This window comes from Tenacibaculum sp. 190524A05c, assembly GCF_964036595.1.
Taxonomy (GTDB): Bacteria; Bacteroidota; Bacteroidia; order Flavobacteriales; family Flavobacteriaceae; genus Polaribacter; species Polaribacter platacis.
In genome coordinates this window covers 1007554-1031035 of sequence record NZ_OZ038523.1, presented here as the reverse complement: position 1 = coordinate 1031035, position 23482 = coordinate 1007554, and the positions used below count along the sequence as shown (strand labels likewise).

General features: G+C 31.3%; 17 protein-coding genes. 7 read left to right on the top strand and 10 right to left on the bottom strand.

Annotated features, from left to right (window positions below):
* Positions 1-25: 25 nt before the first annotated feature.
* The 4 genes from ABNT61_RS04605 to ABNT61_RS04590 all read right to left on the bottom strand — a co-directional run bounded on the left by ABNT61_RS04605 (position 26) and on the right by ABNT61_RS04590 (position 5891).
* Positions 26-2917 carry a G8 domain-containing protein gene (locus tag ABNT61_RS04605; RefSeq protein ID WP_348745026.1) on the bottom strand — a complete coding sequence of 964 codons (2892 nt, stop codon included), beginning with the start codon at positions 2915-2917 and terminating at the stop codon, positions 26-28.
* Positions 2918-3007: 90 nt separating this feature from the next.
* On the bottom strand, positions 3008-4000 hold the full coding sequence (locus ABNT61_RS04600; protein ID WP_348745025.1) for an aldose epimerase family protein: 993 nt from the start codon (positions 3998-4000) through the stop codon (positions 3008-3010).
* Between the two features lie 135 nt (positions 4001-4135).
* Entirely contained in the window at positions 4136-4816 is a 681-nt protein-coding gene (locus tag ABNT61_RS04595; protein ID WP_348745024.1) for a potassium channel family protein, read from the bottom strand.
* Positions 4809-5891: an adenylate/guanylate cyclase domain-containing protein gene (locus ABNT61_RS04590; RefSeq protein WP_348712344.1), complete on the bottom strand. Its 1083-nt coding sequence runs from the start codon at positions 5889-5891 to the stop codon at positions 4809-4811. Before ABNT61_RS04590 ends, ABNT61_RS04595 begins: the two co-directional genes overlap by 8 nt.
* 334 nt (positions 5892-6225) lie before the next feature.
* Between ABNT61_RS04590 and rpsU the strand changes: the two genes are divergently transcribed.
* Both rpsU and ABNT61_RS04580 read left to right on the top strand, forming a co-directional pair.
* Complete coding sequence (rpsU, locus tag ABNT61_RS04585; protein ID WP_348712343.1) at positions 6226-6417, top strand: 30S ribosomal protein S21; 192 nt, start codon at positions 6226-6228, stop codon at positions 6415-6417.
* 238 nt (positions 6418-6655) lie between these two features.
* Positions 6656-6847, top strand: a complete 192-nt coding sequence (locus tag ABNT61_RS04580) for a cold-shock protein (protein ID WP_348712342.1) — start codon at positions 6656-6658, stop codon at positions 6845-6847.
* Between the two features lie 120 nt (positions 6848-6967).
* Here the strand turns inward: ABNT61_RS04580 and mnmE are convergent, their stop codons facing one another.
* Complete coding sequence (gene mnmE, locus ABNT61_RS04575; RefSeq protein ID WP_348745023.1) at positions 6968-8368, bottom strand: tRNA uridine-5-carboxymethylaminomethyl(34) synthesis GTPase MnmE; 1401 nt, start codon at positions 8366-8368, stop codon at positions 6968-6970.
* A 193-nt stretch (positions 8369-8561) separates the two neighbouring features.
* Between mnmE and ABNT61_RS04570 the strand changes: the two genes are divergently transcribed.
* Positions 8562-8897 (top strand): DUF4870 domain-containing protein, encoded by a 336-nt coding sequence (locus tag ABNT61_RS04570; protein ID WP_348712340.1) that lies wholly within the window; start codon positions 8562-8564, stop codon positions 8895-8897.
* Positions 8898-8959: 62 nt separating this feature from the next.
* Here ABNT61_RS04570 and ABNT61_RS04565 read toward each other — a convergent pair whose 3' ends face one another.
* The gene (locus ABNT61_RS04565) at positions 8960-9610 is read right to left on the bottom strand and encodes a TetR/AcrR family transcriptional regulator (protein WP_348745022.1); all 651 of its coding nucleotides are present in this window, start codon (positions 9608-9610) and stop codon (positions 8960-8962) included.
* 94 nt (positions 9611-9704) lie between these two features.
* Between ABNT61_RS04565 and ABNT61_RS04560 the strand changes: the two genes are divergently transcribed.
* A complete protein-coding gene (locus ABNT61_RS04560) occupies positions 9705-11465 on the top strand; it encodes an acyl-CoA dehydrogenase family protein (protein ID WP_348745021.1) in 1761 nt (586 codons plus the stop codon).
* A 5-nt stretch (positions 11466-11470) separates the two neighbouring features.
* On the top strand, positions 11471-12232 hold the full coding sequence (locus ABNT61_RS04555; protein ID WP_348712337.1) for a patatin-like phospholipase family protein: 762 nt from the start codon (positions 11471-11473) through the stop codon (positions 12230-12232).
* A 27-nt stretch (positions 12233-12259) separates the two neighbouring features.
* Here the strand turns inward: ABNT61_RS04555 and ABNT61_RS04550 are convergent, their stop codons facing one another.
* From ABNT61_RS04550 to ABNT61_RS04540, 3 genes are read right to left on the bottom strand one after another with little or no spacing between them, the layout of a single operon-like run.
* The gene (locus tag ABNT61_RS04550) at positions 12260-12736 is read right to left on the bottom strand and encodes a CAP domain-containing protein (protein ID WP_348745020.1); all 477 of its coding nucleotides are present in this window, start codon (positions 12734-12736) and stop codon (positions 12260-12262) included.
* 11 nt (positions 12737-12747) lie between these two features.
* Positions 12748-13185, bottom strand: coding sequence for a DUF4268 domain-containing protein (locus tag ABNT61_RS04545; protein WP_348745019.1), 438 nt, complete (start codon positions 13183-13185; stop codon positions 12748-12750).
* 57 nt (positions 13186-13242) lie between these two features.
* A complete protein-coding gene (locus tag ABNT61_RS04540) occupies positions 13243-13824 on the bottom strand; it encodes a tRNA-(ms[2]io[6]A)-hydroxylase (protein ID WP_348712334.1) in 582 nt (193 codons plus the stop codon).
* A 114-nt stretch (positions 13825-13938) separates the two neighbouring features.
* Here ABNT61_RS04540 and ABNT61_RS04535 point away from each other — a divergent pair, with 114 nt between their 5' ends.
* Together ABNT61_RS04535 and ABNT61_RS04530 are read left to right on the top strand one after the other, a co-directional pair.
* On the top strand, positions 13939-19443 hold the full coding sequence (locus ABNT61_RS04535; protein WP_348745018.1) for an alpha-2-macroglobulin family protein: 5505 nt from the start codon (positions 13939-13941) through the stop codon (positions 19441-19443).
* Between the two features lie 189 nt (positions 19444-19632).
* A complete protein-coding gene (locus ABNT61_RS04530; RefSeq protein ID WP_348745017.1) occupies positions 19633-20169 on the top strand; it encodes a hypothetical protein in 537 nt (178 codons plus the stop codon).
* Positions 20170-20239: 70 nt separating this feature from the next.
* Here ABNT61_RS04530 and ABNT61_RS04525 read toward each other — a convergent pair whose 3' ends face one another.
* Positions 20240-23305, bottom strand: a complete 3066-nt coding sequence (locus tag ABNT61_RS04525) for a GEVED domain-containing protein (protein ID WP_348745016.1) — start codon at positions 23303-23305, stop codon at positions 20240-20242.
* Positions 23306-23482: the final 177 nt, after the last annotated feature.

Here is a 23482-nt window from a genome sequence, read left to right as displayed (position 1 = left end):
GGCTTTTCAATTTTAAAAAACTTATTTACTTCTTGATAAGTTTCTTGGTGCAAACAAAATTAGAGTTTTGATCTTGTATTTGAACGATATATATACCAGTTGACAATTGCGAAACGTCGATACCGTTTTGTGTTGACGAAGTAGTTTTTATCAAATTTCCTTGTAACGAATATATATGGACATCCAAATCTCTATTTATGCTTTTGATTGAAAAAGATGAAGAAGCCGGATTAGGATAGATAATACATTTATTTTCTTCAATAGGAATATCTGGATTACTTAAAGTAGAGTTAACTATTTTTCCTCCTGAAATCATAGGATGTGTTGTTGCATTTGTAGGTAAAAACTCTCCACCAAAAGACGAACCAAATTCACTTTTTAATTGGGCATTACTTTTATTCAAATACTGACCAGGTGTTACACGCTCTGGAAATAAATCTTCTGTAGGATATAAATAAGGAGTTAACAAATCTGATGTTGGTACAGGAACGAAATTAGGATCTTGTTCGTCAAAATAAACCTTAGTATTATTAAAATCACCAAAATTCAATCGAATATCATCAGGAAGTAAAAAATAAGTTGTCATTTTTACACCAGAACCATCAGGATGCAATAAAGCAAAAGCATCACCAGCATTATTCAATAGATGAAATTGAGCATCTAGAACAATATTTTTAGTTGAATTATTAAACACAATATTTCCTTCAATATTTATGGTTCTCCAAGGTGTAGTTAAGTCAGTAGGTGTAGGGTTTACAAAGGATGAAGGGGTAGATGTTGTTTCCGTATTATCAATAATTCGATCAATCCAATTCTTGTTCCAGTTTACTTCTCTGATAAAAATATCAGTTCCAGAATTATCAAATGTTCCACCATTTACTCGAACGGTAGCATTCATAGGTAATGTTAATGCCTGAGATGCTCCATCCCAACCGCTTATAACATTGTTTTCTATGGTCCAATTTCTTGTGTTATGATAATGATCTAAGTCAATTCCAATAGAGTGAGGTTCTATTTCAAGTCTGCCAGGATAGGGATTGGGATTGGGATTCCAAGGAGCAAATCCTGTGCTTGCTCCATAACCATAAATCTTATTATTCTTTATAGTGATCTGAGCGCAGTTTTCAAACTGCATTCCGGTTCTTCGAATACCCCAAAAAAGTGAGTTTTCAATAATCAAATTCATAGTATTCCTATAATTAGTGGGCATCATATTGTATTCTCTACTCGTAGTTTCACCATTTTCATGAAACTCAGTCATAATATAATCACCTCTAAATCCTTGTGCAGTTGTGTATCCTATATTGTTTTTAAAAGGTCTAGGTAACACATACCAAACATCAAATATCCAATTGGGATGTTGTGCTACTTGAGTTTTAAGTTCTGCATTTAAATTAGGGAATTCAGTTGGAGGAACATATAAATCAATTTTGTTCTGCATTTGTGGTCGCCCGCGTAGACTTTCCCACAATCCTTCAGTCCAATAAATATAAGCATGGCCACTACATCCTGAAACTACATTTCCTTCTAGAGTAACTCCTGTGCTGTGCAACCAAAATCCATCTCCTTGATGGGCGAAATCTGAAATTTGTTCTCTTCCGTCTGTTAAACCATCTGTTCTTCCTCCGTTAATTCCCAAAACTCCATCCATTGGACGACCTAAATTCAAAGGTTCATTCGGATTATAAGTTCTAATGGCAATATTGTTTTTAAAAGAACCTAATTCGTCTCCAGCTTCAGTACAATATGCTGATCCAACAACGCCGTAACTCACATTATTTATAAAATCTACATAAGAAGAGTGATTTACAAATGCCCATCCTGGATCATTATTCACAACACAACCTTCAACTAAAGCTTTGTTAGCATCTCGGTCAAGAGATCTGTGAAAGTGAATCGAATATCTACCTCGTGGATTTCTACCTGCTCCTGCAGGATACGGAACTGTAGTACTGAATCTTGGATCAGGTTGATCTTCTGGACCTTCTTCGGGTACAGACCAATCATCTAATTCAATAGTTTTATCTGTTCTTCCCAAATTATTAGTTTCTACATTTCTAATTTGAACATTAGAATTATGCATGAACATAATATGTCCTCTTGGTTTATCATAACCATTTACTCCAGAAAGAGCTGTAACACTTGAGTTTTCAGAAGAAATAACAATGTTTCTTGTGTTATTGGAAACATGAACATCTACAAGATTATTGAGTTCAGTTGGAGGTTGATGATTTTTGATTAAAGAATTACTCAACATTATAGTAGTACCAGAAATTCCAGTAATCGTAACAACTTCATCACTTTGATAGTCGTCTACATCTGTTCCAGCAACGGTTAATTTATCGCCAATTTTCCATCCTGTTGGAGTTTGTTTTAAAGTTAATTGATTATCGCCAGCTAAAGGATAATTCGCAACAGTTGTCCAGCTCGTTTTAGGTGAACCTTCCATTCGTACAGGTCCCATTAAAACAGCACCAGGAACAAATCGATTATTATCTTGAGCTTTTGTAGTTCCTCCTCTCCAAGCAAAAACTAGAGAAGCGTTTACATTCGAGTTAATTGGATTGGAAGGTGTTCCAATGTTAAAATTTGCTCCCATTTCACTAACTAAGAATTCTGTTCTTAATTCTGTATTTACATTGGTAGCATATTGCAATGTTCCTTGCATTGCTATTCGAACTGATTTGAATTCTTGCGGAATCATTCCATCAACAGTTACGGTGATATTAGAAGGAATAAGAATTCGATCATCGTTTTGAGGTAAACTTCCGCCCCAAGTATTCACATCAGTCCAATTTCCATTTTGTATTGCTGTTTTGGTTGGTGTTCCCGCAACTTGAATTGGAGTTTGAGCTTCAGAATTAAAAAAGGTAAGGGCAAAAAGAACCACTAAATAAAGTAGTTTGTGAGATTTCATATATATAATTTTGTATTTATGTTTTCCTAACAGGAAGGATTAAATTTTCCCTATGGAAAAAACATTTGAAATCTCTTGAGCAATAAATGCTTATTCATTTATAGAAAATGAAAATCGAGTTTTATTCTCATAAGTCTCTTCTGGATTTAGTAAACAAGAAGGGAAGTTTTTGTTATTAGGAGCGTCAGGGAAATTCTGTGCTTCAAAACAAATCGCTGGATAGTCCATATAATTTGCCGAAAGTGGAATAGTTGGAAATTTATCTTTTGTGTAAATCACTAAAGCTGGTTGATTTGTTGTTACCCGCATTTCAATACCAGTTACTTTTGATGTTAAAATAGCAGCTAATTCTTCATCTCCTAACACAAAGGTATCATCAAAACCTTTAAAGTCTTTTCGATTGATTACTGAACTTTTTGAATAGTCAAATCTTGTTTGTTTAGATGGTAATACTTTTCCAGTAGGAAAAAGATTAGAATCTACCTCTAAATGATGAGTATTGTTAATTTGCAACTCATGATTTAAAATAGTTCCCTGTCCATCTAAATTAAAATACGCATGATTGGCTAAATTAATTACCGTTGATTTATCTGTAGTTGCTTTATAGGTGATATCAACATTGAAATCTACTAATGTATACGTAACAGAAACTTTCAAATTTCCTGGATATCCTTCTTCAAGGTGTTTACTTTCATAGGATAAAGTAACAGAGTTCTGATCGTCAGAAATAGTATCTATATTCCATATTTTTTTATCAAAACCTTCATTTCCTCCATGTAAATGAAGCCCATTTTTAACAGGCAGAGAGTACACCTTATCATGAATAGTAAATTTTCCTCCTGAAACTCTTCCAGCGTATCTACCGATAGAAGCACCTAAACATATATTATGTTTCTTATACAAATCTTTGGTATAATCTTCAGGCTTATAAAGACCAGCAACAACATTAACTTTAGAGCCATTTTTACTTGGAACTTTTAAACTTTGAATAGTTGCTCCATAGTTTAGAATAGATAGTTCTAGTCCGGAGTTATTTTTTAGAAGGATGTTTTTTACATCAGTAGAATTTGCTGTAATATTCATATAAATTGAGCGTATTGCTTAAAATAGATATACAAATATGGAATAAAAATGTAGTTTCAATTAAATCAAAGAATAACTTTAATTCCAAAAAAAATATCAAAAAGAGTAGTGGTATGAATTAAGAATTTTCAGACTTTATTTCTCTATGTCAGCCGAAGAATGACGAATATATTTTTCTATAACAACAGCCGTTATAATTACCATATAAAATTGTCCCACAAGTCCAACTAAAATAGCAGCTTTCTGTGCAATAGGAATTGCCGGCACAATTTCTCCATATCCAATAGTTAATAATGTAATGAAAGCATAATATAACAAGCTATCAGAACGTAAATTAATATCACTTGAGTTTTCCATTAAAAATCCTCTAAAGGCTTCGGTATTTGTCAATTCAATACTCATAAATAGGAAAAAAGCCAAAAACCCAAGAGAAATGTAGCCACTCATCAGTCCAATAATTACATTTTTAGTTACTCGTTTCGCTTTCCAAACTTGTTTGATTATGTTCCAAGTAACAAAAACATGAAAGATGAAATAAATGGATAATCGGATGATTAAATTTTCTGAATTTTGCTTACGAGCAATCATGTCAAAACCAAAAACCGTTGCTGCTATTCCAAAGAGAATAATAAAGAACCAAGTTAATTTTTTGTTCTTCGAAATCATTAAAATTCCTGCACCAATGCTAATTAAATATAAAATTGGAAGTAGTTTATATTCGAAGAAATCAAACGGAAAAAACAATGATCCAAATAAAATTGTCAATTGAGTTATTAAGAATATTTCAAATCTATTTTTATAAAGTTTTTTATACATCATATAATATTGAATGAATTTTAACCTCTTTTTCTTTTCCTTTTAATAAAACACTACCCAAGAAATTTGAGGAAGAAACTGATTTACCTTTAAGATTTTTCAATAAGTTTTCTGAAATGAGCAATGAAACATTATGCTTGTTACATTCCGCTTGAATTCTAGCAGAAGTATTAATTACATCGCCATGATAAGCAAGCTCTTTTTTTACAAAACCAACTTCTGCTGCCATAAGTGAACCGCCATGAATTCCTGCTTTAAACATAGGGAAAACTCCATATTTTTTTAGATAATATTCTTTCCTAGTTTCTCTTTTAAGTTCAAATGCAAAAAATACACCGATACAATTATTATTGGCTAATCCTTTGTGATAAGGCCAAGATAATACAACTTCATCTCCAACATATTGATAAATTTCAGCATCATAAAACAAAACCACTTCATTAAGATCGTAAAAGCAGTCTTGAATAAATTGACTGTATAAGTTATGTCCTAATTTTTCAGCAATTGTAGTTGAGTCTTTTAAATCTAAAAACATAAATATACGTTCCTCTTCTTGTGGAATTTTGTATCTACCTAAAAGCATTTTGACAAAAACTCCAGTTCCAAAACGTTCTTTAGCTATTTTTAAAAATGAAAATACTAGAGAGGATAAAATTATATAAAGTATTGCTGCCCAAAAGCGTTTATAGGTTAACCACCATCCAATTTCTAAATTTATGGAAAGAGAAAATATTTTAGCTATAAGGTTTAATCCAAACGTAAACACAAAAATTGTGGATATAAAATGAAGAAATGTATTCAAGAGCAATCCAACTCCTAATCCAACTTTCTTTAGAAAAAAACGTTCATATAAATAATCTACAATACCATATAACAGTCCTAAACCTAGTCCTAAAAACAATGAAACTAGATACGGATTTAGAATTTCTTGATTTGTGGTATTTTCAGCAGTTGGAAGTAAGGATTCTTGTTCAATACCATAAAATCTGAATATGGCAAAAGCGAATAATGCAACTACCCAAAATAGTATAGATTGTAAGATAAACTTAAAAAACTGTTTATTATTAGTACTCATATTAAGTTAATTCACGTTTAAAAGTAATTAATTCTTTTTTTATCCATACCTTTGGTTCATATTATAAAATCTTAGATTAAATTACAATCGGATCTATTTAGTTTAGCTTTCTTTCCCCCGAAGCAATCTCGACAAACTTATCCTTATTGCGTTTTAATTTTTTGCTGATTATATAAAAGTCAATCATTAGTGTTCGAAGAATATCTATTTGATTGGTTACTAAAGGCTTTATGTCAATAGCCTGAGGAATATGCTATATCCATTTTTTTTGGAATTCGATGGCATTAGATATTTGAGTTTAGAAAATAATAATAGAATTTAATAAATATAAAGTATGTTAATAATAAAAGTAAAGGACGGAGAGAATATTGATAGAGCATTAAAGCGTTACAGAAGAAAGCATAGAGATACAAAACTTATGCGAGAATTACGTGAAAGAAAAGAATACACTAAGGAATCTGTAAGAAGAAGAGCTGAAGTTAAGAAAGCTCAATATAAAGAAAGAGTATTTTTTAAAAATGATTAATTTATAATTATTTAGGTGTATATTTACACCGTTCTTAGCAGAACACCTTTTCAATTTAGGGTAGTATTTAATAAGTTTTTTTGAGTAATCTCTTTCCTTCTTTATTCCACATTACTTTATTTTTTTAAGTGTTTTGAAACTTTTTTATAGATGTTAGAATTCTATAAAATGTGTTGATAATTGACAGAGAGGTGTTAGGTTAAGTAAAAATTAAAATATAAATTATAATAGAGTAAACATGCAAGAAGGTACTGTAAAATTTTTTAATGAATCTAAAGGATTTGGTTTTATCAAATCAGAATCAGGACAAGATATTTTTGTTCACATCTCAGGATTAATTGACGATATCAACGAAGGTGATAAAGTTGAGTACGAAACTGAGGAAGGTAGAAAAGGAATTAACGCGGTTAACGTAAAAGTTATTGGTTAATAACGCGTAAACAATATTTAAAACTTCTCCAAAGACGTTTGGAGATTCTTTTTCATAGCAATTTTCCCACTCAATCTTTGAGTGGGTTTTTTTATACCTAAAAGTTGATCGATTTTGGACTTACTTCCCAATACAGAAGTTAGAGAAAATATGACCTAATATATCTTTGTCTACATCATATTCTCCAGTAATATTTCCTAAATGACGTAAACATTCGCGAATATCAATAGCAAATAAATCAGACGAAATTCCTAATTCAATTCCGTTAGCAACAGAATTAATACTTTCTAATGCATTAGTTAAAGCTTCAAAATGTCGAGAATTCGTTACAATAGTCTCATTATTACTTAAAGCTCCTTTATTTACTAATGAAGTCAGTTCATTTTTTAAAGTATCAACACCAACTTTTTGTTTAGCAGAAAGTAACATACCGTCAGGTAGTAAATATTTTAGTTGAGTAATTGATTCTTCAGAAAGAGAGTCTATTTTATTGGCAATTACAAGAACTCTTTTATTAGAAAATCGTTCTTTTACTTTTGCAACTTCAGAAAGTATGACTGAAGATTTTGTAACTACTTTTTCGGCATTAACCAGTAAAATAACTAACTGTGCGTTATCTGCTTTTTCATAGGCTTTTTGAATTCCAATGCTTTCTACAACATCTTCAGTTTCTCTGATTCCAGCAGTATCAATAAAACGGAATGCAACTCCATCTATAATTAATTCATCTTCAATAGCGTCACGTGTTGTTCCTGCAATATCCGAAACAATAGCCTTTTCTTCATTCAATAAGGCATTCAATAAAGTAGATTTACCAACATTTGGTTCACCTATAATAGCTACAGGAATTCCATTTTTCATGGCATTTCCAAAAGCGAAACTATCAATTAAACGTTTCAATACAGAGGAAATGGTATTGACTAAAGCATTGAATTTTGTTCTATCTGCAAACTCAACATCTTCTCCTGAAAAATCTAATTCTAATTCAATTAATGCAGCAAAGTCTAATAATTGTCCACGTAATTCTTTCAATTCATTGGTAATACCACCACGCATTTGCTGAATTGCCATTTGGTGAGAAGCTTCAGAATTTGATGCAATAACATCTGCAACCGCTTCAGCCTGGCTTAAATCCATTTTACCATTTAAGAAAGCTCGCATAGTAAACTCACCATTATCAGCCATTCTACAGCCATTACGCAAGAATAATTGTAGAATTTCTTGTTGAATGAATACAGATCCATGACAAGAAATTTCAACTACATTCTCTCCAGTGTATGAATTCGGATTTTTAAAAACAGAAACTAATACTTCATCAATAATTCGTTCCTTTTCTATAATATGTCCTAAATGAACGGTGTGAGTCTTTTGTTCAGATAAAAGTTTGTTTTTACGTACTGACTTAAAAAACTGACTAACAATTTGAATAGAATCTTCACCCGAAAGTCGTATTACAGAAATAGCACCAACTCCTGATGGAGTGGCTAAAGCAATGATAGTATCGTTAACGTTTGTTTGCAAATCGAATATTTTTTGCAAATATAATGAAGAGTTGTTCAGTGAGGGTTGTAAAATTTCAAGTTGTTATGCGACTCATTTTTGGAGTTTTGGGTAGTTTTTAACTGGTTTTTAGTTAAAATTTAGCGAAAATGGCTTAAAACTGTAACAAAATGGTAAGATAATAGTCTATTAAGTGTAACTAATCATTAAAAAAATGCGAAAAAATAAAGAGCTATTAGTATTAACACATTTAAGTCAATTATTGGATTTTGTATCTGGAATTGGTGGATTCATAGTCCCATTAATTTTATGGGCAATAAAAAAAGATGAAGTAGAAGGCATGGACGAACATGGAAAGGCAATTCTTAATTTTAGAATTACAATGTTTCTATATGTATTGTTATGCATACCATTAATATTATTATTTGGTTTAGGATTATTGGGATTTGTATTGCTTGGAATATTTTATTTCATTTTCCCAATTATGAATGCCATAAGAGCAAGCAATGAAGAAGAGCCAAATTATCCATTTAGTATATCATTTTTTTAAATGGAAAATTTATTTATTTGAATTAATGAAAAGCTTCCGAAATTTCGGAAGCTTTTCTGTTTTTAGTCTTGAACATTCTTATTTAAAATGCGATCATAGGCTGTTGAAAATGCTTTGATTCCTTTTTTTGTTAAGGCAGAACTAATCATAGAGAAGAGTAATTGAATGTAATACTTCGTATGATCTTTATTTTCTTCAAAAGCTAATTCAGAAAATACCGCTTTATCTGCAACCCAAGAATTAAATATTATAAGTAGACCATGAAGCTTTAGTTTTAGTTGTTTGTCACTTAAATTATCATGCATATATCCATTTTCAATTAAGAATTTAGATATTTTATAAATAATATTTGAGTAGACTTTAGAACGCTCCATGGTTCTTTGCTTAATCGGTAAATGTTTTAATGTAATATCGTATCCGTTCAGTAATAGAAATCGATACTTGTAAGTTAGGTTCATTAAATTCTCTAAACTTCTTAACATAAAATCAAACTCGAATATCTCTCCTTTTAGATTAAGCATTGATTCGTCCATTTCATCTAAAAAGTTCTGATGTAAACGCATTACGATATCATCCTTTTTTGGAAAATGATAGCACAAATTTCCATAGCTAATGCCAATAGTTTCACTAATTGTTTTACTAGAAATATTGGCGTATCCAATTGTATTGAATAACTGTAAAGAAGTAGTTAAGATTTTTTGTTTGGTAGTCATATAATTCAAATTTAGGCAAAATAGCCTAATTTTTAAAATTAATTTATATATTTGAATTAGGCTAAAATGCCTAAAAAATCAAATTATACTAAAAATGAACACATTAGAACTACAGACAAAAGGAGGAACGTTTTTAATTCAACCTACAGAATTGTCATCCTTTTATATAAAAGAACTTATTTTGGAAGAAGCTAAAATGATGCATGATGCAGGAACAAGTTTCATAAAAAATGAAATCGAAAATAGATTAGAGTTTATGGAAACTCCTGAAGCCATTCAAGTTGGACCTGAATTAATTCAAAAATGTGGCGAATTAGGTTTTTTAGGATTAGAGGTTTCTGAGAAATATGGAGGAATGGATATGTCATTTAAAGATGTATTACATTTTACAACTACAATGAGTAAAGGATATTCATTCACAGGAGCTTTAGGTGTTCAAACTAGTATTGGAATTGCTCCAGTATTTTTATATGGATCTGATTTTTTAAAAGAAAAGTATCTTACAAAAATGATTGCTGGAGAATTGCTTTCTGCCTTTGCATTAACCGAACCGAATGCTGGAAGTGATGCAAATTCTGGGAAGACAAAAGCAACTTTAGATGAGGAAGGAAACTTTAGTATAAACGGTCAAAAAGCATGGATTTCTAATGCAGGAATTGCAGACATATTTATTGTATTCGCTAAAATAGAAGATGATAAGAATTTATCTGCGTTTGTAGTTGAGAAAGCTTTTGGTGGGATTACAATTGGTCCTGAAGAGAAGAAAATGGGATTTTCGGGTTGGAGTACATGTCAGGTATTTTTTGAGAATGTAAAAGTTCCTAAAGAAAATCTTTTAGGTGAACGAAATAAAGGATTGAAAATAGGTTTGAATACGTTAAATACAGGTCGAATTAAGTTAGGTGCTTCTTGTATTGGAGTAGGAAATAAAGTAGTTCAACATGCTAAAGAATACGCAAAACAAAGAGAACAATTTGGAAAAACTATAAGCAGTTTTGGAGCAATAAAGGATAAATTGGCCAGAATGAGTGCATATATTTTCGCTATCGAATCAGCAGTATTCAGATTGGGTAATGATATCGATATTCTTAGGGAAGAGTTAACAACAAAAGGAGAAACTTTTTCGAATGCTAAGATCAATTCATTGAAAGAATTTAGTATTGAAAGTGCAATTGTAAAAGTATTTGGTTCGGAAGCGCAAGATTTTATTATTGATCAAGGAATTCAGATTTATGGAGGAATGGGATTCTCTGCAGATTGTCCTATTGAGCATTTATATCGATCATTACGAATTAGTAGGATATATGAAGGAACTAATGAAATCAACAGATTAGTTATCATCAAAGAGTTTGTAAAAAAAGGTATGAAAGGAGAGCTAGATGTAATGTCTGCATTTTCTAAAGTATATGCAGAAATTAATAATGATTCAGTAGAATACAGTTTGAATACACTTGAAAAGTTCCAACAGTTTACAGATAATCTAAAGTCTCTTGCAGTTTTCGTTTCAGGTATTTGTTTACAGAAATTTATGCAGAAGTTAGAGGAAGAACAAGAGATATCTATGCACATTTCAGATCTTCTTATTCAAGTTTATGTGTTAGAAAGTACTTTACTGAGAATTCAAAAATTACAATTAGAAAACATGCTAAATGAAGAAATTCATTTCGCCAATTTGAACATTATCGCATTTGATGTATTTGCTAAAATTTCTAATAGTATGAATGAACTAATCGCTTGTTTTGAAACAGAGAAAGAAGCTTCATCATTAATTCTTGCTCGCAATAAATACTTAAGATTTCCTCATGTAAATGTAAAAGAAGAGAGAAGACGGTTAGCAGATTACATTTTAGATTAATAGCTATGAAGAAGATTGGAATTGTATTATCAGGAGGGGGAGCATTAGCAACAGCTCATTTAGGATTATTGAAAAACCTTGAAGAAATAGGAGAGAGACCAAATGTAATTTCTGGTAATAGTGCGGGTGCATGTGTTGGTACATTATATGCTCATGGATATTCTGTGGAAGAGATTTTATCAATAATGAAAAAAGAAGATTGGCTTAGTGTGCCTTTTGAGAAACTCAAAAAAAAAGGAATTCTGTCTGTTGATGATATGTTCGGTAGTTTCCAAAACTATTTACCTAAACGATTTGAAAAAGGGAATTTGCACATTGGTGCTGTAGATATAGGAACAGGAGAAATGGTGAGTTATAATGAAGGAGATCTTTTAACTATTTTAAAAGCATCAGCCTCATTGTCTACTTTTTTTAAACCTGTGCATTACCAAGGGAAAAATTTAGTTGACAGTGCTCTTTTAGATAATTTTCACGTAGAGCCATTATTAGACACATGTGATTTTATCTACGGAAGTTATGCCATTCCTATGACAAGTTATAATAATTCGGAAGGAGAAATAGTACAACAATTAATCAACAGATTGTTCGCCATTAATGGTTATCAGCGAGCACAATCAAAGTTTAAGTATTGTGATGTTATGATTGATCATCAATATCTTAAAAACTATAAAGTTTTAGATAAACACAAGATTGATGATATTTTTGAAATGAGCTATGAATACTGCAAACAGCAACTACTAAAACCAAAAAAAACTCCTTATGTCTAAGGAGTTTTTATTTTTTGAATTTCTTATTTATTGACGAATAAATATATTAGTGTAATACCATTTACCTGCAGCGCTTTGTTTAGCTGTTAAATGAAAATGTGTATAATTTCCTTCTATATTTTTACGATGTCCATCGCTATTAATCCAACCATTTGTAACCGATTGAGCAGTTGAATATCCAGAAGCTACATTCTCAGCCGTTCCTTTAGCTTGTGCATTAGCTTGTAAATAACTACTTCTTTCACTGAATTTGTCATGTGATATTACACCAGCATTAATCATATAATCCGTGTGAGCATTGGTTTGTGTTTTTATGATATCTAAAATTTCAAGTTTAGATAAGCCATTGCTAGTTCTATGATTGTTAATTAAATCCAGAATTTCTTTTTCATAAGAAGTAGCTGAAGTGTTGTCAGCTAAGATTCCTTCATTTTCAGAGTCAGAACTACATCCTGCAATTAGTACAACTAAACAGATGAAGAAAATGTTTTTAATGCATTTCATATTAAGGGGATTTAAATTGCTTGTTTTATAAAGTCTTCATATTCATAGTAAAATAGTTCGAATTGATTCATAGTTTCTACAAAGAACTCGTAACAATCTCTCCAAGTATTTTTATTATGAATACTAAACTTTGTATCGTGTAAAACGTAAATACGACGAATATATTTTCCACTTTCTAATTGGTGGGCATCATCAAAGATAACTTCTGGTAAATATTCTGTTTCAAGAATTTGTTGTAAAGCTAATAATTGATCGTATAATAATTCATTAGCAACTTCATCAGGATGCTCAAGATCTAAACAAACAAAAGCCTTTTTTCTATCAGCTTGAAACTTAAAGGAAAACCCTTTTATTTTAGTATTGTACAACAACCACTTTCTTGGAAAAGATTTTCCAAAACTCGTCCAAAACTCTTTACGTATACGTGCTGATTCTTCTTTAGAAAACATTAATCTTAGTTATCAGTTCAAATTGACTATTGATAATCGTTCAATGATTATTGAACATTATCCATGTACTTTAGCTAAAGTACCTCTGTTTTTCATCATTTCAGCTTCAAAAGCTAATAAATCATTCCATTTTTTATCAACTATTTCTCTATCCATATACTTTCTAGCATATCCTAAAAATAATGTGTAATGATTTGCTTCTGAAATCATTAAGTCAGTATAAAATTTAGATAATTGCTCATCTTTCATATTGTCAGCAAAAACCTTAAAACGTTCACAACTTCTTGCTTCAATAAGAGCAGCAACTAATAAACGATGCACAAGAGCTTCTTTTCTATCATGAACTTTTGGGAAAAACTTCTGAAGATTTAAAGCGTAATCATTCTTTGTTGCTTGACCTAAAACCATTCCTCTTTCGATCATTACATTATGTACCATTCTAAAATGTTCCATTTCCTCGATGGCAATATCACTCATGTCTTTAACCAATTCAGTTTCTTCGGAGTAATTTATAATAATAGAAGTTGCATTTCCAGAGGCCTTTATTTCTGCAAAAGCATGATCAGTTAATAATTGTTCTAAACCGTTACTAGCAACATCTACCCAAGAAGTTTCAGTTTCAAATTTTAATCCTAACATAATTTTAAAATCGCTCGTTGTAAAATAGTGGACAAAAATAGTAAATCTCAGTCCTATTTGTCGAGTATTTTGTTAATTTTGGAATTCAACTCATAGAAAAAGAAACCTTTAACCATGAAAAAACTTATTTATAGTCTACTAATTGTGTTTGTTACAATTATCAGTTGTAAGAAAAAAGAAAAAGTAGAAAGTGATGTTAATGCATTTAGTAATTACATCAGTGTTTATCCGCAAAAGTCTATTTCAGTAGTTCCTAATCTTAAATTTTATTTGAATAAAGAAGTTGATGTAGATAAGGTTTTGGATGATGTAATTTCTCTATCACCAAAAGTTAAAGGTAAAGTGATTTTAGAAGATAATATTTTATCGTTTATACCAGAATCAAAATTAGAAAGTAACAAGGAGTATAACTTGAGTTTACATTTAGACAAGTTATACAATGATGTTGAAAAAGACCTTGAAACGTTCACCCTAAATTTAAAAACCAAAGAATTGAATTTTGGAGTTTCCTTAAATTCCCCTTCAATTTATGATAAGGATTGGTATTACGTAGAAGGAACATTAACAGCAAGTGATGTTTTTGATGGTAAAAAACTAACAGAGGTTATCAAATCTAAATATGATGGAAAGGCTAAAGAAATTACCTTTGATGTAGTTGATGATTTTACATCAACTGTTCAATTTAAGATTGATAGTTTAAAACGTTTTGATGATGATAAATCATTATTAGTTTCATGGAACGGAAGTAGTATCAATTCAGATTCTAAAGGAGAAAGAGATCTAACAATTACTGGGAAATCTAACTTTAAAGTACTGTCTTTTGATGTATTTGATCAAGGAAAGAAACGTGTGGAAATTCACTTTTCAGATGTGTTAAATGAATCTCAAAATCTTAAAGGTTTAATTCAATTTGTAGATACTAGAACTAAAGTCTTCACTTATAATATTAAAGGAAATGTAGTTACTGTTTATCCTACAAATACAAGAGAAACTAAATTAGATATTGAAGTATTTAAAGGAATTAAAAATACAGAAGGTTATACATTGAAAAATAATGTGGTACGTACATTATACTTCACACAGTTAAAGCCTGAAATTAAGTTTGTTAAAAGTGGAACTATCTTACCGAATTCTAGTAATTTAAAAATCAACTTTAAAGCTACCAATTTAAAGGCAGTTGATGTTTTAGTGTATAAAATTTATAAGAACAACGTTCTTCAGTTTTTACAGAATAACAATTTAAATAATAGAGGAGATTTACGTTATGTAGGAAGACCAACTGCAAAGTATACCGTAAATCTTTCAGATCAAGGTTTAGAATTGTCGCAACCGAATGCTTTTGCTGTTGACTTAGCAGATTTAATAGATGTTGAGAATGGAGCAATGTACCGTGTTGAATTGTCATTCCCAAAATCGTATTCTAATTATTCATGTGATGGTGAAACAAGTGAAGAAACTATTGTTTATGGAAAGAAGGAAATAGACACAAGAAAGTTCGATAGAGAAAGAAGTTATTCGTATTATGACGATTATTACTACGAAGAGTATAATTGGAATGAGAGAAAAGATCCTTGTAAAGTTTCATATTACCGAGATACTAAAATTAGTACTAATATTTTAGCTTCTAATATTGGAGCAATTGTTAAGAAAGGTAATAACGATAAAACTTTCGTAGCGGTTACAGATTTAACAACAGCTCAACCGATTAGTGGAGCAAAAGTTGAATTAATCAATTTACAAAAACAAGTGATTACTTCTTCAACTTCGAATTCTGATGGAATCGCAGAATTTGACCAAGTAAAAGGAGCTTATTTTGCTGCTGTTTCTAATGCAAATAGTACAACTTACGTAAAGTTGAATGATGGAAATGCACTTTCTATGAGTAAGTTTGATGTTTCTGGAGCAAGATTACAAAAAGGAATTAAAGGCTTTATTTATGGAGAGAGAGGAGTTTGGAGACCTGGAGATCAATTATTCTTATCTTTTGTTTTAAATGACAAAGCAAATCCAATTCCGGAGAAACATCCTATTAAATTTGAATTGGTAAATCCTCAAGGAAAAATTATAGACAGACATGTTGCTTATAAAAATGCAATGAATGTATACACCTACAGTCCGAAAACAGATCAAGATGCCATTACCGGAAATTGGAAAGTAAAAGTAAATGTTGGAGCGGCGAAGTTTCATAAAAACTTAAAAATTGAAACGATAAAACCAAACCGATTAAAAATTAAGTTCAATACAGACAATAAAGTTGTTAAAGCTTCTGAGGAAATAAAAGGAGATATTGAAGTTAAATGGTTACACGGAGCAATAGCAAGAGGTTTAAAATACGATATAGAATCGAAGTTCACACAAACTACAACCACATTCGAGAAGTTTGGAAATTATACTTTTGATGATATTACAAGAAGATTCAATACAACAACAAATACTATTGCTTCCGGCAACTTAGATAACGAAGGTAAAACCCAATTCACAGAAAAACCAAACTTAGGGGCAAGAGTTCCAGGTATGGTTAAGGCTACTTTTATTACTAAAGTATATGAAAATGGAGGTGATTTTAGTACAGATGTGTTTAGCATGAAAGCTTCTCCGTATAGTTCGTATGCTGGTTTAAATAAAGCAGAAGAACAACAATCTAAAAACTACTTATTTACCGATCAAGATTATACGTTTAACGTAGCTTCTGTTAGTGAAGATGGAAACGGAATTGCCAATAACTTAGAAGTTGAAGTGTATAAATTGAGTTGGAGATGGTGGTGGAATTCTTCAGAAAATGGATTATCTTATTACGATGGATCTAGATATCATGATAGATATACAACGAAACAAGTTTCTACAAATTCAACAGGAAAAGGATCATTCAATTTAAAGATAGACAAGAATGACTGGGGAAGATTTTTAATTAAAGTAAAAGATAAGAAGAGTAATCACGTAACATCTTCTGTAGTTTATTTTGACTGGCCTTCTTGGTATGGAAAGAAAAGAGGAAGTCAAGATAAAACGAATGCTACAATGTTGGTGTTCTCTAGTGATAAAGATGCTTATAATGTTAATGAAAAGGCAACAGTTAAATTCCCTTCTTCTGAGGGAGGAAGAGCTTTAATCACAATTGAAAACGGAACAGAAGTTTTAGATTATTTCTGGGTAGATACAAAAGATAAGCAAACTGAGTTTAGTTTCCCTGTATTAGATTCCTATACTCCGAATGTATTTGTGAACATATCGTTATTACAGAAACATGGACAGACAGAAAATGATTTACCAATTCGTATGTATGGTTCTATTCCATTATTGGTTAGTAACCCGAAAACGAAATTGGAACCACAAATTCAATTGGCTGATGAATTAGAACCAGAAAGTACAGCAACATTTAGAGTAAAAGAGGTAAACTCAAAACCTATGACCTATACTGTTGCAATTGTTGATGAAGGTTTATTAGATTTAACAAGATTCAAAACTCCAAATCCGTGGCATACATTTTATGCAAGACAGTCTTTAGGTGTAAAAACTTGGGATATTTTTGATGATGTAATTGGAGCTTATGGAGGAAAAGTGAATCAAATTTTAAGTATTGGTGGAGATGAAGCAGAAGCTGGAAGTAAAAATAAAAAAGCGAATCGTTTTAAACCAATGGTGAAATTCTTAGGACCTTTTAAATTAGGTTCTGGAGAAGTAAAAACACATAGCGTAAAAATACCAAACTATGTTGGTTCGGTTAGAGCTATGGTGGTTGCCTCTGATGCAAATAATGAAGCTTACGGAAAAGATGATAAAACAGCCTTCGTTCGTAAACCAGTCATGGTATTGGCATCTTTACCGCGTAAAATTACACCGCAAGAAACGGTTACATTACCAGTTACAGTTTTTGCAATGAAGGAAAATGTAAAAAATGTAAAGGTAGAAGTGAAGCCTAACGAAGCGTATGATATTGTTGGAAGTAACACACAGAACTTAGCTTTTAGTCAACCAGATGAAAAAATGGCTTATTTTACTTTAAAAGTTAAAGATTTTAAAGGAATAGGTAAAGTTAGAGTAGAGGCAAGTTCAGGTTCAGAAAAGGCATTTTATGAAGTAGAAATTGATGTTTTAAATCCAAATCCAGTTACTACAGATGTAAAAGAAATAGTACTTCAAGCAAATGAAGAGAAAACATTAGATTTTGCAACTTTCGGAACTCAAGGTACAAATGCAGCAAGTATTGAACTTTCGTCATTACCACCTATGAACTTTACGAGTCGTTTGCAATATTTAATCCGTTATCCGCATGGATGTGTTGAACAAACAACTTCAGGTGCGTTCCCACAATTATACTTTACGGAGTTATTCGATTTATCAGCAGAGAAACAAAAATCTATCGATAGAAATGTGAAAGCAGCGATTCAACGATTATCAGGTTTCCAAAAATCAAATGGTGGATTGTCGTATTGGCCAGGATCTAGTTACACAAATGATTGGGGAACGTCTTATGCAGGACATTTCTTAATTGAAGCTTCTAAAAAAGGATATGCATTACCAATTGGTTTTAAATCAAAGTGGATTAATTATCAAAAGATTACAGCTAGAAATTGGAGACATAGATCTGAAAGATATTATAGAAACGAATTAGCTCAAGCATATAGATTATATACTTTATGTTTAGCCAATAGTCCAGATTTAGCTTCTATGAACCGCTTGAGAGAAACAAAAGGAATTTCAAATCAAGCAAAAAGAAGTTTAGCGGCGGCTTATGCTTTAATAGGAAAAGGTTCAATAGCAAAAACAATATTGAATAACCTTTCTGAAGAACGATATACTAAACGTTATTATTACTATTATGGTTCAGAAACAAGAAACAAAGCAATGGCTCTAGAAACTTATACTTTATTAGGAGATGATGTGAAAGCAATTAAATTAGCTAAGGATGTTGCGGAAAGTCTTTCAAGTTCTAGATGGTTAAGTACTCAAACTACTGCTTATAGTTTAATGGCTATTTCTAAATATGCATTAAAGAATGGTGATAATTCTGGAATAACTGCAGATTACACATTTAACGGAGCTGTAAACGGAATTACATCAGCGAAATCTTTAGTACTGAAAGATTTACAAGGGTTGAAAAAACAGAATGCTTTTAAGATCAAAAATACTTCTGGTGGAGTGTTATACGTAAGATTATATAACAAAGGAATTTTACCTGTTGGACAGGAAAAAGTGGTTCAGAAAAACTTAGATGTTTCTATAGTTTATAAAGATAAGAATGGAAGTAGTATTGATGTTTCGAACTTATCTCAAGGAACAAACTTTGTTGCTGAAATCAGAATTAAAAACTCAACAGATCAGAAAGTAGAGAATATTGCATTAACTCAATATTTACCTTCTGGTTGGGAAGTTGTAAATACACGTTTTACCGACTTTGGTAGTAATACAACTTCTGATGCTGTAGATTATACAGATATTAGAGATGCTAGTATTAGTAATTACTTTACACTAAATAAGTATCAATCTAAAACGTTTAAAGTAGTATTGAATGCTTCTTATCTAGGAGATTATTACTTACCAGGTGTGCAAGGTGAAGCAATGTATGATAATGATTATTTAGCAAGAACCCAAGGACAATGGATTAAGGTTGTTAAATAAGAAAGATATTTTATTGTAGATTTAAAAGTAGGTCTAAGTACCTACTTTTTTTATTTTAGCCTGTATTAAAATAAACTTATGATTAGGAAAAATTACTTTAAAATTACCCTTGTTTGTCTTTTGCTATTATGTTCTTGTAAAAGTAAAGAGAGTTATATAACCAACATTTCAAAAAATAGAGAGTTATTAATGACAAATTCTAAAAGTGTATTAGTAACAGGTTTAGATTTTGTAACTATTAATAGTTTTAATAGAACTTTTAGTAATAATTTTAAAACAAATGAAGAGTTTGTAAAATCATATATTGATGAGTTTATAATGCTGGCAAAAAGAGAAGGTTTATTTCTAAAATATGAAACTAATGAAGTTAGAAATTGGAGAGAATTATCAAAGGGAACGAAGGATAGTTCTATATTGTATGAGTTACCTTCAAATATAAATACCGATTATGTAATCGATTTTACATACTTTCAAATTATTAATAGAATTAGTGAAGTTTCTTATAGAGATACTAATAATAAAAAAGGAAGAACAACTAATGAGCGTTGCATTTTAAATGTTGGAGTTAGTATTTATGATGGGAAGACTAGAAAAAAAGTTCTAGAGTTCAAATCTAAAGGTGATACGTCAGTTTTTTTATTTAATTTTAAGAAAACCCTATTGAAATCAAAGTCTAGATCTATTCAACGAATTATTAATTATCTAAAATCAGGTGATATTAATTAGTTTTTTATGATATAAAATAAAAAAGGTCATCTTTTCAGATGACCTTTCTTTACTAGAATTCTATTTTATATTATTTCTTAATAAACCTCTTAGTTACTGCTTTACCGTTAGAAACAAATTTTACAAAATAGTTTCCAGCAGCAAATTGAGTAACATCTACAGTTGATTTATTTCTTACTTTTTCTTTAGTACTATACACAATTCTTCCCGTTACAGAATAAATAGTCATCTCTTCAAATTCTCCATTTAAAATCTCAATATTTAAGATATTATTTGCAGGATTTGGATATAACTTAATCTTCTTTAAAGATTCTTCTGTAAAAGAGATTAATTCATCTCCAGGAGTCGGTGTATCTTCTTCTGTCGTATCTCTTACAGAGCTTACATTATCACCGCTAATTGTGATTTGATCAAAATATACACGATCCGCATTTCCACTTGCATCACAACGGAAACGGAAACGATTATTAGCATTGAAATTGAAATCGTTACTACTTAAGGTGATTTTATCAGTAAAGAATTCCTCATTATTATAATCAACTCCAACTACATAGTTTCCAATAACTTCATATGAAGTTCCGTTGAAAAATTCTACGAAGAAATCCTCTCCGGTTTCGAAACTATTAATGAAGGCAAAGAACTCAAAAGTAACTTCAGTGTTACCAGAAAGATCTAAAACAGGAGAAACCGTGTTCGAAGTACTAGTATCATCTCTAAGTCTCATAGAAAAGCTTCCATCATAAGATCTAGATGGACTGTTAATTCGTGCACAGTCACTTCCTGGATCGCTCCATCCTTCACGATCTGTTTCAAAACTATATCCAGCAATAACACCAGGTGTTCCGCCACCGTTACCATTACCTTCTTCTAAGTTTATTGTATAATCTTCAACTTCACCATAAGTAAAGTTTTCACAAGAAGATGGAATTCCGTTATACTTCATAGAAACTCTCATTCTTACGGCAGTTTTTGCAGTACCATTTGGAACTGTAAAAGAACCGCTATTATTAGTGTCAGTAGATGGAGATTTAGACCATACCAATTCACCACTATCTGTGAAATCACCATTGTTATTATAATCAATCCAAACAGCGTAACCTTCAGCGTAAGTTGTTCCAGTCCAAGTTGGAGTAACGCTAACAGTGTATTGTTGTCCTTCACTTAAGTTGGTAGAAATACTTGTAAAATCAGAGTAGAATTGAGCTCCAGAATTATTGTTTATTGTATTTAAAGTAACATTACTAATAAACTCATCATTAACATTGTTACTCGAAGAATCACAATAGGTTACTTGTGCAGCAGTTGTGGTAAAAGTTACACTAACACTTCCTGAATTATTACCAGCTGCATCTTGAGTAATTACAGAAGCTGTATACTGTGTTGTTGGAGATAATCCTGTAACATTAAATGATGTCGTACTTGATGTTCCTACTTGGTTACCATCGATTGAAATTAAATATCTCGCAACTCCAACATTATCTGTTGCAGCTGTCCAATTTAAAGTAGCTGTTGTTCCTCCAATATTTGAAACTGTTAAGTTTGAAGGATTCGTTGGTGATTCCGTATCTGGTGGACCAGCAGGTTGCATTTCAAAAGTACCGATTACACCTTTTCTTCCGTTATTCATATATTCTGTAATATACCAGAATGTACTATTATTAGAAGGGTCAACATCTATTTTACTATAATCTCCATAACGAGTTCCTGGAATATTTTGATTACCATTTGCGATTAAACCTTCCATGGCAGTCATAGTTCCTAAAGGATCACCATTAGATCTTCCAGTAAAATATGAACTTACACGTGTTGTATTAGAACTTGCAGAACTAGATAACGAAGTATATCCCATTCCAATATTACCACTTGCATCCATTGCTAAACTAGCATTCCACGCATGTCTAGAGTCTGGTGCATTGTATGTTCCTTCTTGATACAATGACCATGGTTGGTTATCACCACTTTGACGAAATTCCATCCAACGGATACCAGCTAATTTTCCTGAAGAAGCATCAGTATCTACTACAAAATTGAATACTGCAGAATTATGAGTGCTAAACTTTCTAAATTGAGCCTGATTCATAATTGTAGCTTGTAAGGCATCAATTGTTGCACCTCCATTAGGTTGAGGTAAGTTAGAGAAACTTCCACCATCAAAAACTCCAATAAATGGTGTTACTGTAATTTCTTGTGGATTAGAAACTGTAGAACTAGATGTGTTCGACCAATTGACGTCAATGGTCCAAACCTTTACATGATCAACTGAAACACCTGTCCAGGCGTTATCTTGCATATACACCACTGTTGCACCACCAGTTGCTGGTAAATTATTATCTGTAACACTTAATACTTGCGGACTATAAAAACCACTAGTTCTGATGTTAGGCAAGTTAAATCCTAAAATTCCTGCGTTAGAATTTCCAGCAAGCATAGCACTTCTTTCTAAAGCCCATACGCGATTAGAACCATTAGTGTTATCTGTAATGTAATAACCATCACTCCAAACAGATAATTTTTGATAATCTTGGATTTGAGATATATTATAAATATACCATCCAGCAGTTAAAGGATTAGGTCCATCGGAAACTGCAATTTGTGCACCTGCACCAGCTCCGTTTAAAAAAGATAATACCCATCTGTCAGCGGCATTATCATAAGAAACGGTAAGGTCACAACATCCTCCTGATGGGAAAATCGCAGGATTTGGTGCTGTTTCTCCTAATAATTCGTTTCCTTGTTTGTCATAAATCATGAATCCAGTGTTAAATACTACCATAACATGATTAGGACCAACGGCTAGTGAAGGATCCGTTGGTTGAGAGTTTGAAGAGTAAGTATCGAATACTAAGCCAGCATTTCTCATTCTTACACTTTGTTCTTGTGGATGTTTATTCCTTTTGAAATAATCATCTTGATTTTGGGGGTCTTTACCAGCTACAATCTCATTTCCCATTGATTTTTTGTCTTTAGCCTCCTTGAAAACGTTTTTAAAAGGAACTAGATCAGCAGATCTTTGGGATAACGGAGCAACATATTCAACAGATGAAATTGCTCCTCGATAAAATGGTTTGTGTTTGGTCTTTTGGGCCATTGCAATAAATGACACCAAGAATAAAACAATGGATAATTGTTTTTTCATGATAAATAGGGTTTTGGTTAATTAACATAAATTTAACTAAAAAGCGAATAAGTAGTTGATGATTAGGTGTTTAATTTTAGTGCTTTTGATTTGATTTTATAACAATTAATGTTTAATTCAACAGAGTTGCGTTATTTGAATTCACACTCTTAGTTTTTTGATTAAAAATAGAAGTGT

Coding starts and splice junctions, on each gene's coding strand:
- ABNT61_RS04605 (WP_348745026.1), bottom strand. CDS start 2,917: ATGAAATCTCACAAACTACTTTATTTAGTGGTTCTTTTTGCCCTTACC.
- ABNT61_RS04600 (WP_348745025.1), bottom strand. CDS start 4,000: ATGAATATTACAGCAAATTCTACTGATGTAAAAAACATCCTTCTAAAA.
- ABNT61_RS04595 (WP_348745024.1), bottom strand. CDS start 4,816: ATGTATAAAAAACTTTATAAAAATAGATTTGAAATATTCTTAATAACT.
- ABNT61_RS04590 (WP_348712344.1), bottom strand. CDS start 5,891: ATGAGTACTAATAATAAACAGTTTTTTAAGTTTATCTTACAATCTATA.
- rpsU (WP_348712343.1), top strand. CDS start 6,226: ATGTTAATAATAAAAGTAAAGGACGGAGAGAATATTGATAGAGCATTA.
- ABNT61_RS04580 (WP_348712342.1), top strand. CDS start 6,656: ATGCAAGAAGGTACTGTAAAATTTTTTAATGAATCTAAAGGATTTGGT.
- ABNT61_RS04570 (WP_348712340.1), top strand. CDS start 8,562: ATGCGAAAAAATAAAGAGCTATTAGTATTAACACATTTAAGTCAATTA.
- ABNT61_RS04565 (WP_348745022.1), bottom strand. CDS start 9,610: ATGACTACCAAACAAAAAATCTTAACTACTTCTTTACAGTTATTCAAT.
- ABNT61_RS04560 (WP_348745021.1), top strand. CDS start 9,705: ATGAACACATTAGAACTACAGACAAAAGGAGGAACGTTTTTAATTCAA.
- ABNT61_RS04555 (WP_348712337.1), top strand. CDS start 11,471: ATGAAGAAGATTGGAATTGTATTATCAGGAGGGGGAGCATTAGCAACA.
- ABNT61_RS04550 (WP_348745020.1), bottom strand. CDS start 12,736: ATGAAATGCATTAAAAACATTTTCTTCATCTGTTTAGTTGTACTAATT.
- ABNT61_RS04545 (WP_348745019.1), bottom strand. CDS start 13,185: ATGTTTTCTAAAGAAGAATCAGCACGTATACGTAAAGAGTTTTGGACG.
- ABNT61_RS04540 (WP_348712334.1), bottom strand. CDS start 13,824: ATGTTAGGATTAAAATTTGAAACTGAAACTTCTTGGGTAGATGTTGCT.
- ABNT61_RS04535 (WP_348745018.1), top strand. CDS start 13,939: ATGAAAAAACTTATTTATAGTCTACTAATTGTGTTTGTTACAATTATC.
- ABNT61_RS04530 (WP_348745017.1), top strand. CDS start 19,633: ATGACAAATTCTAAAAGTGTATTAGTAACAGGTTTAGATTTTGTAACT.
- ABNT61_RS04525 (WP_348745016.1), bottom strand. CDS start 23,305: ATGAAAAAACAATTATCCATTGTTTTATTCTTGGTGTCATTTATTGCA.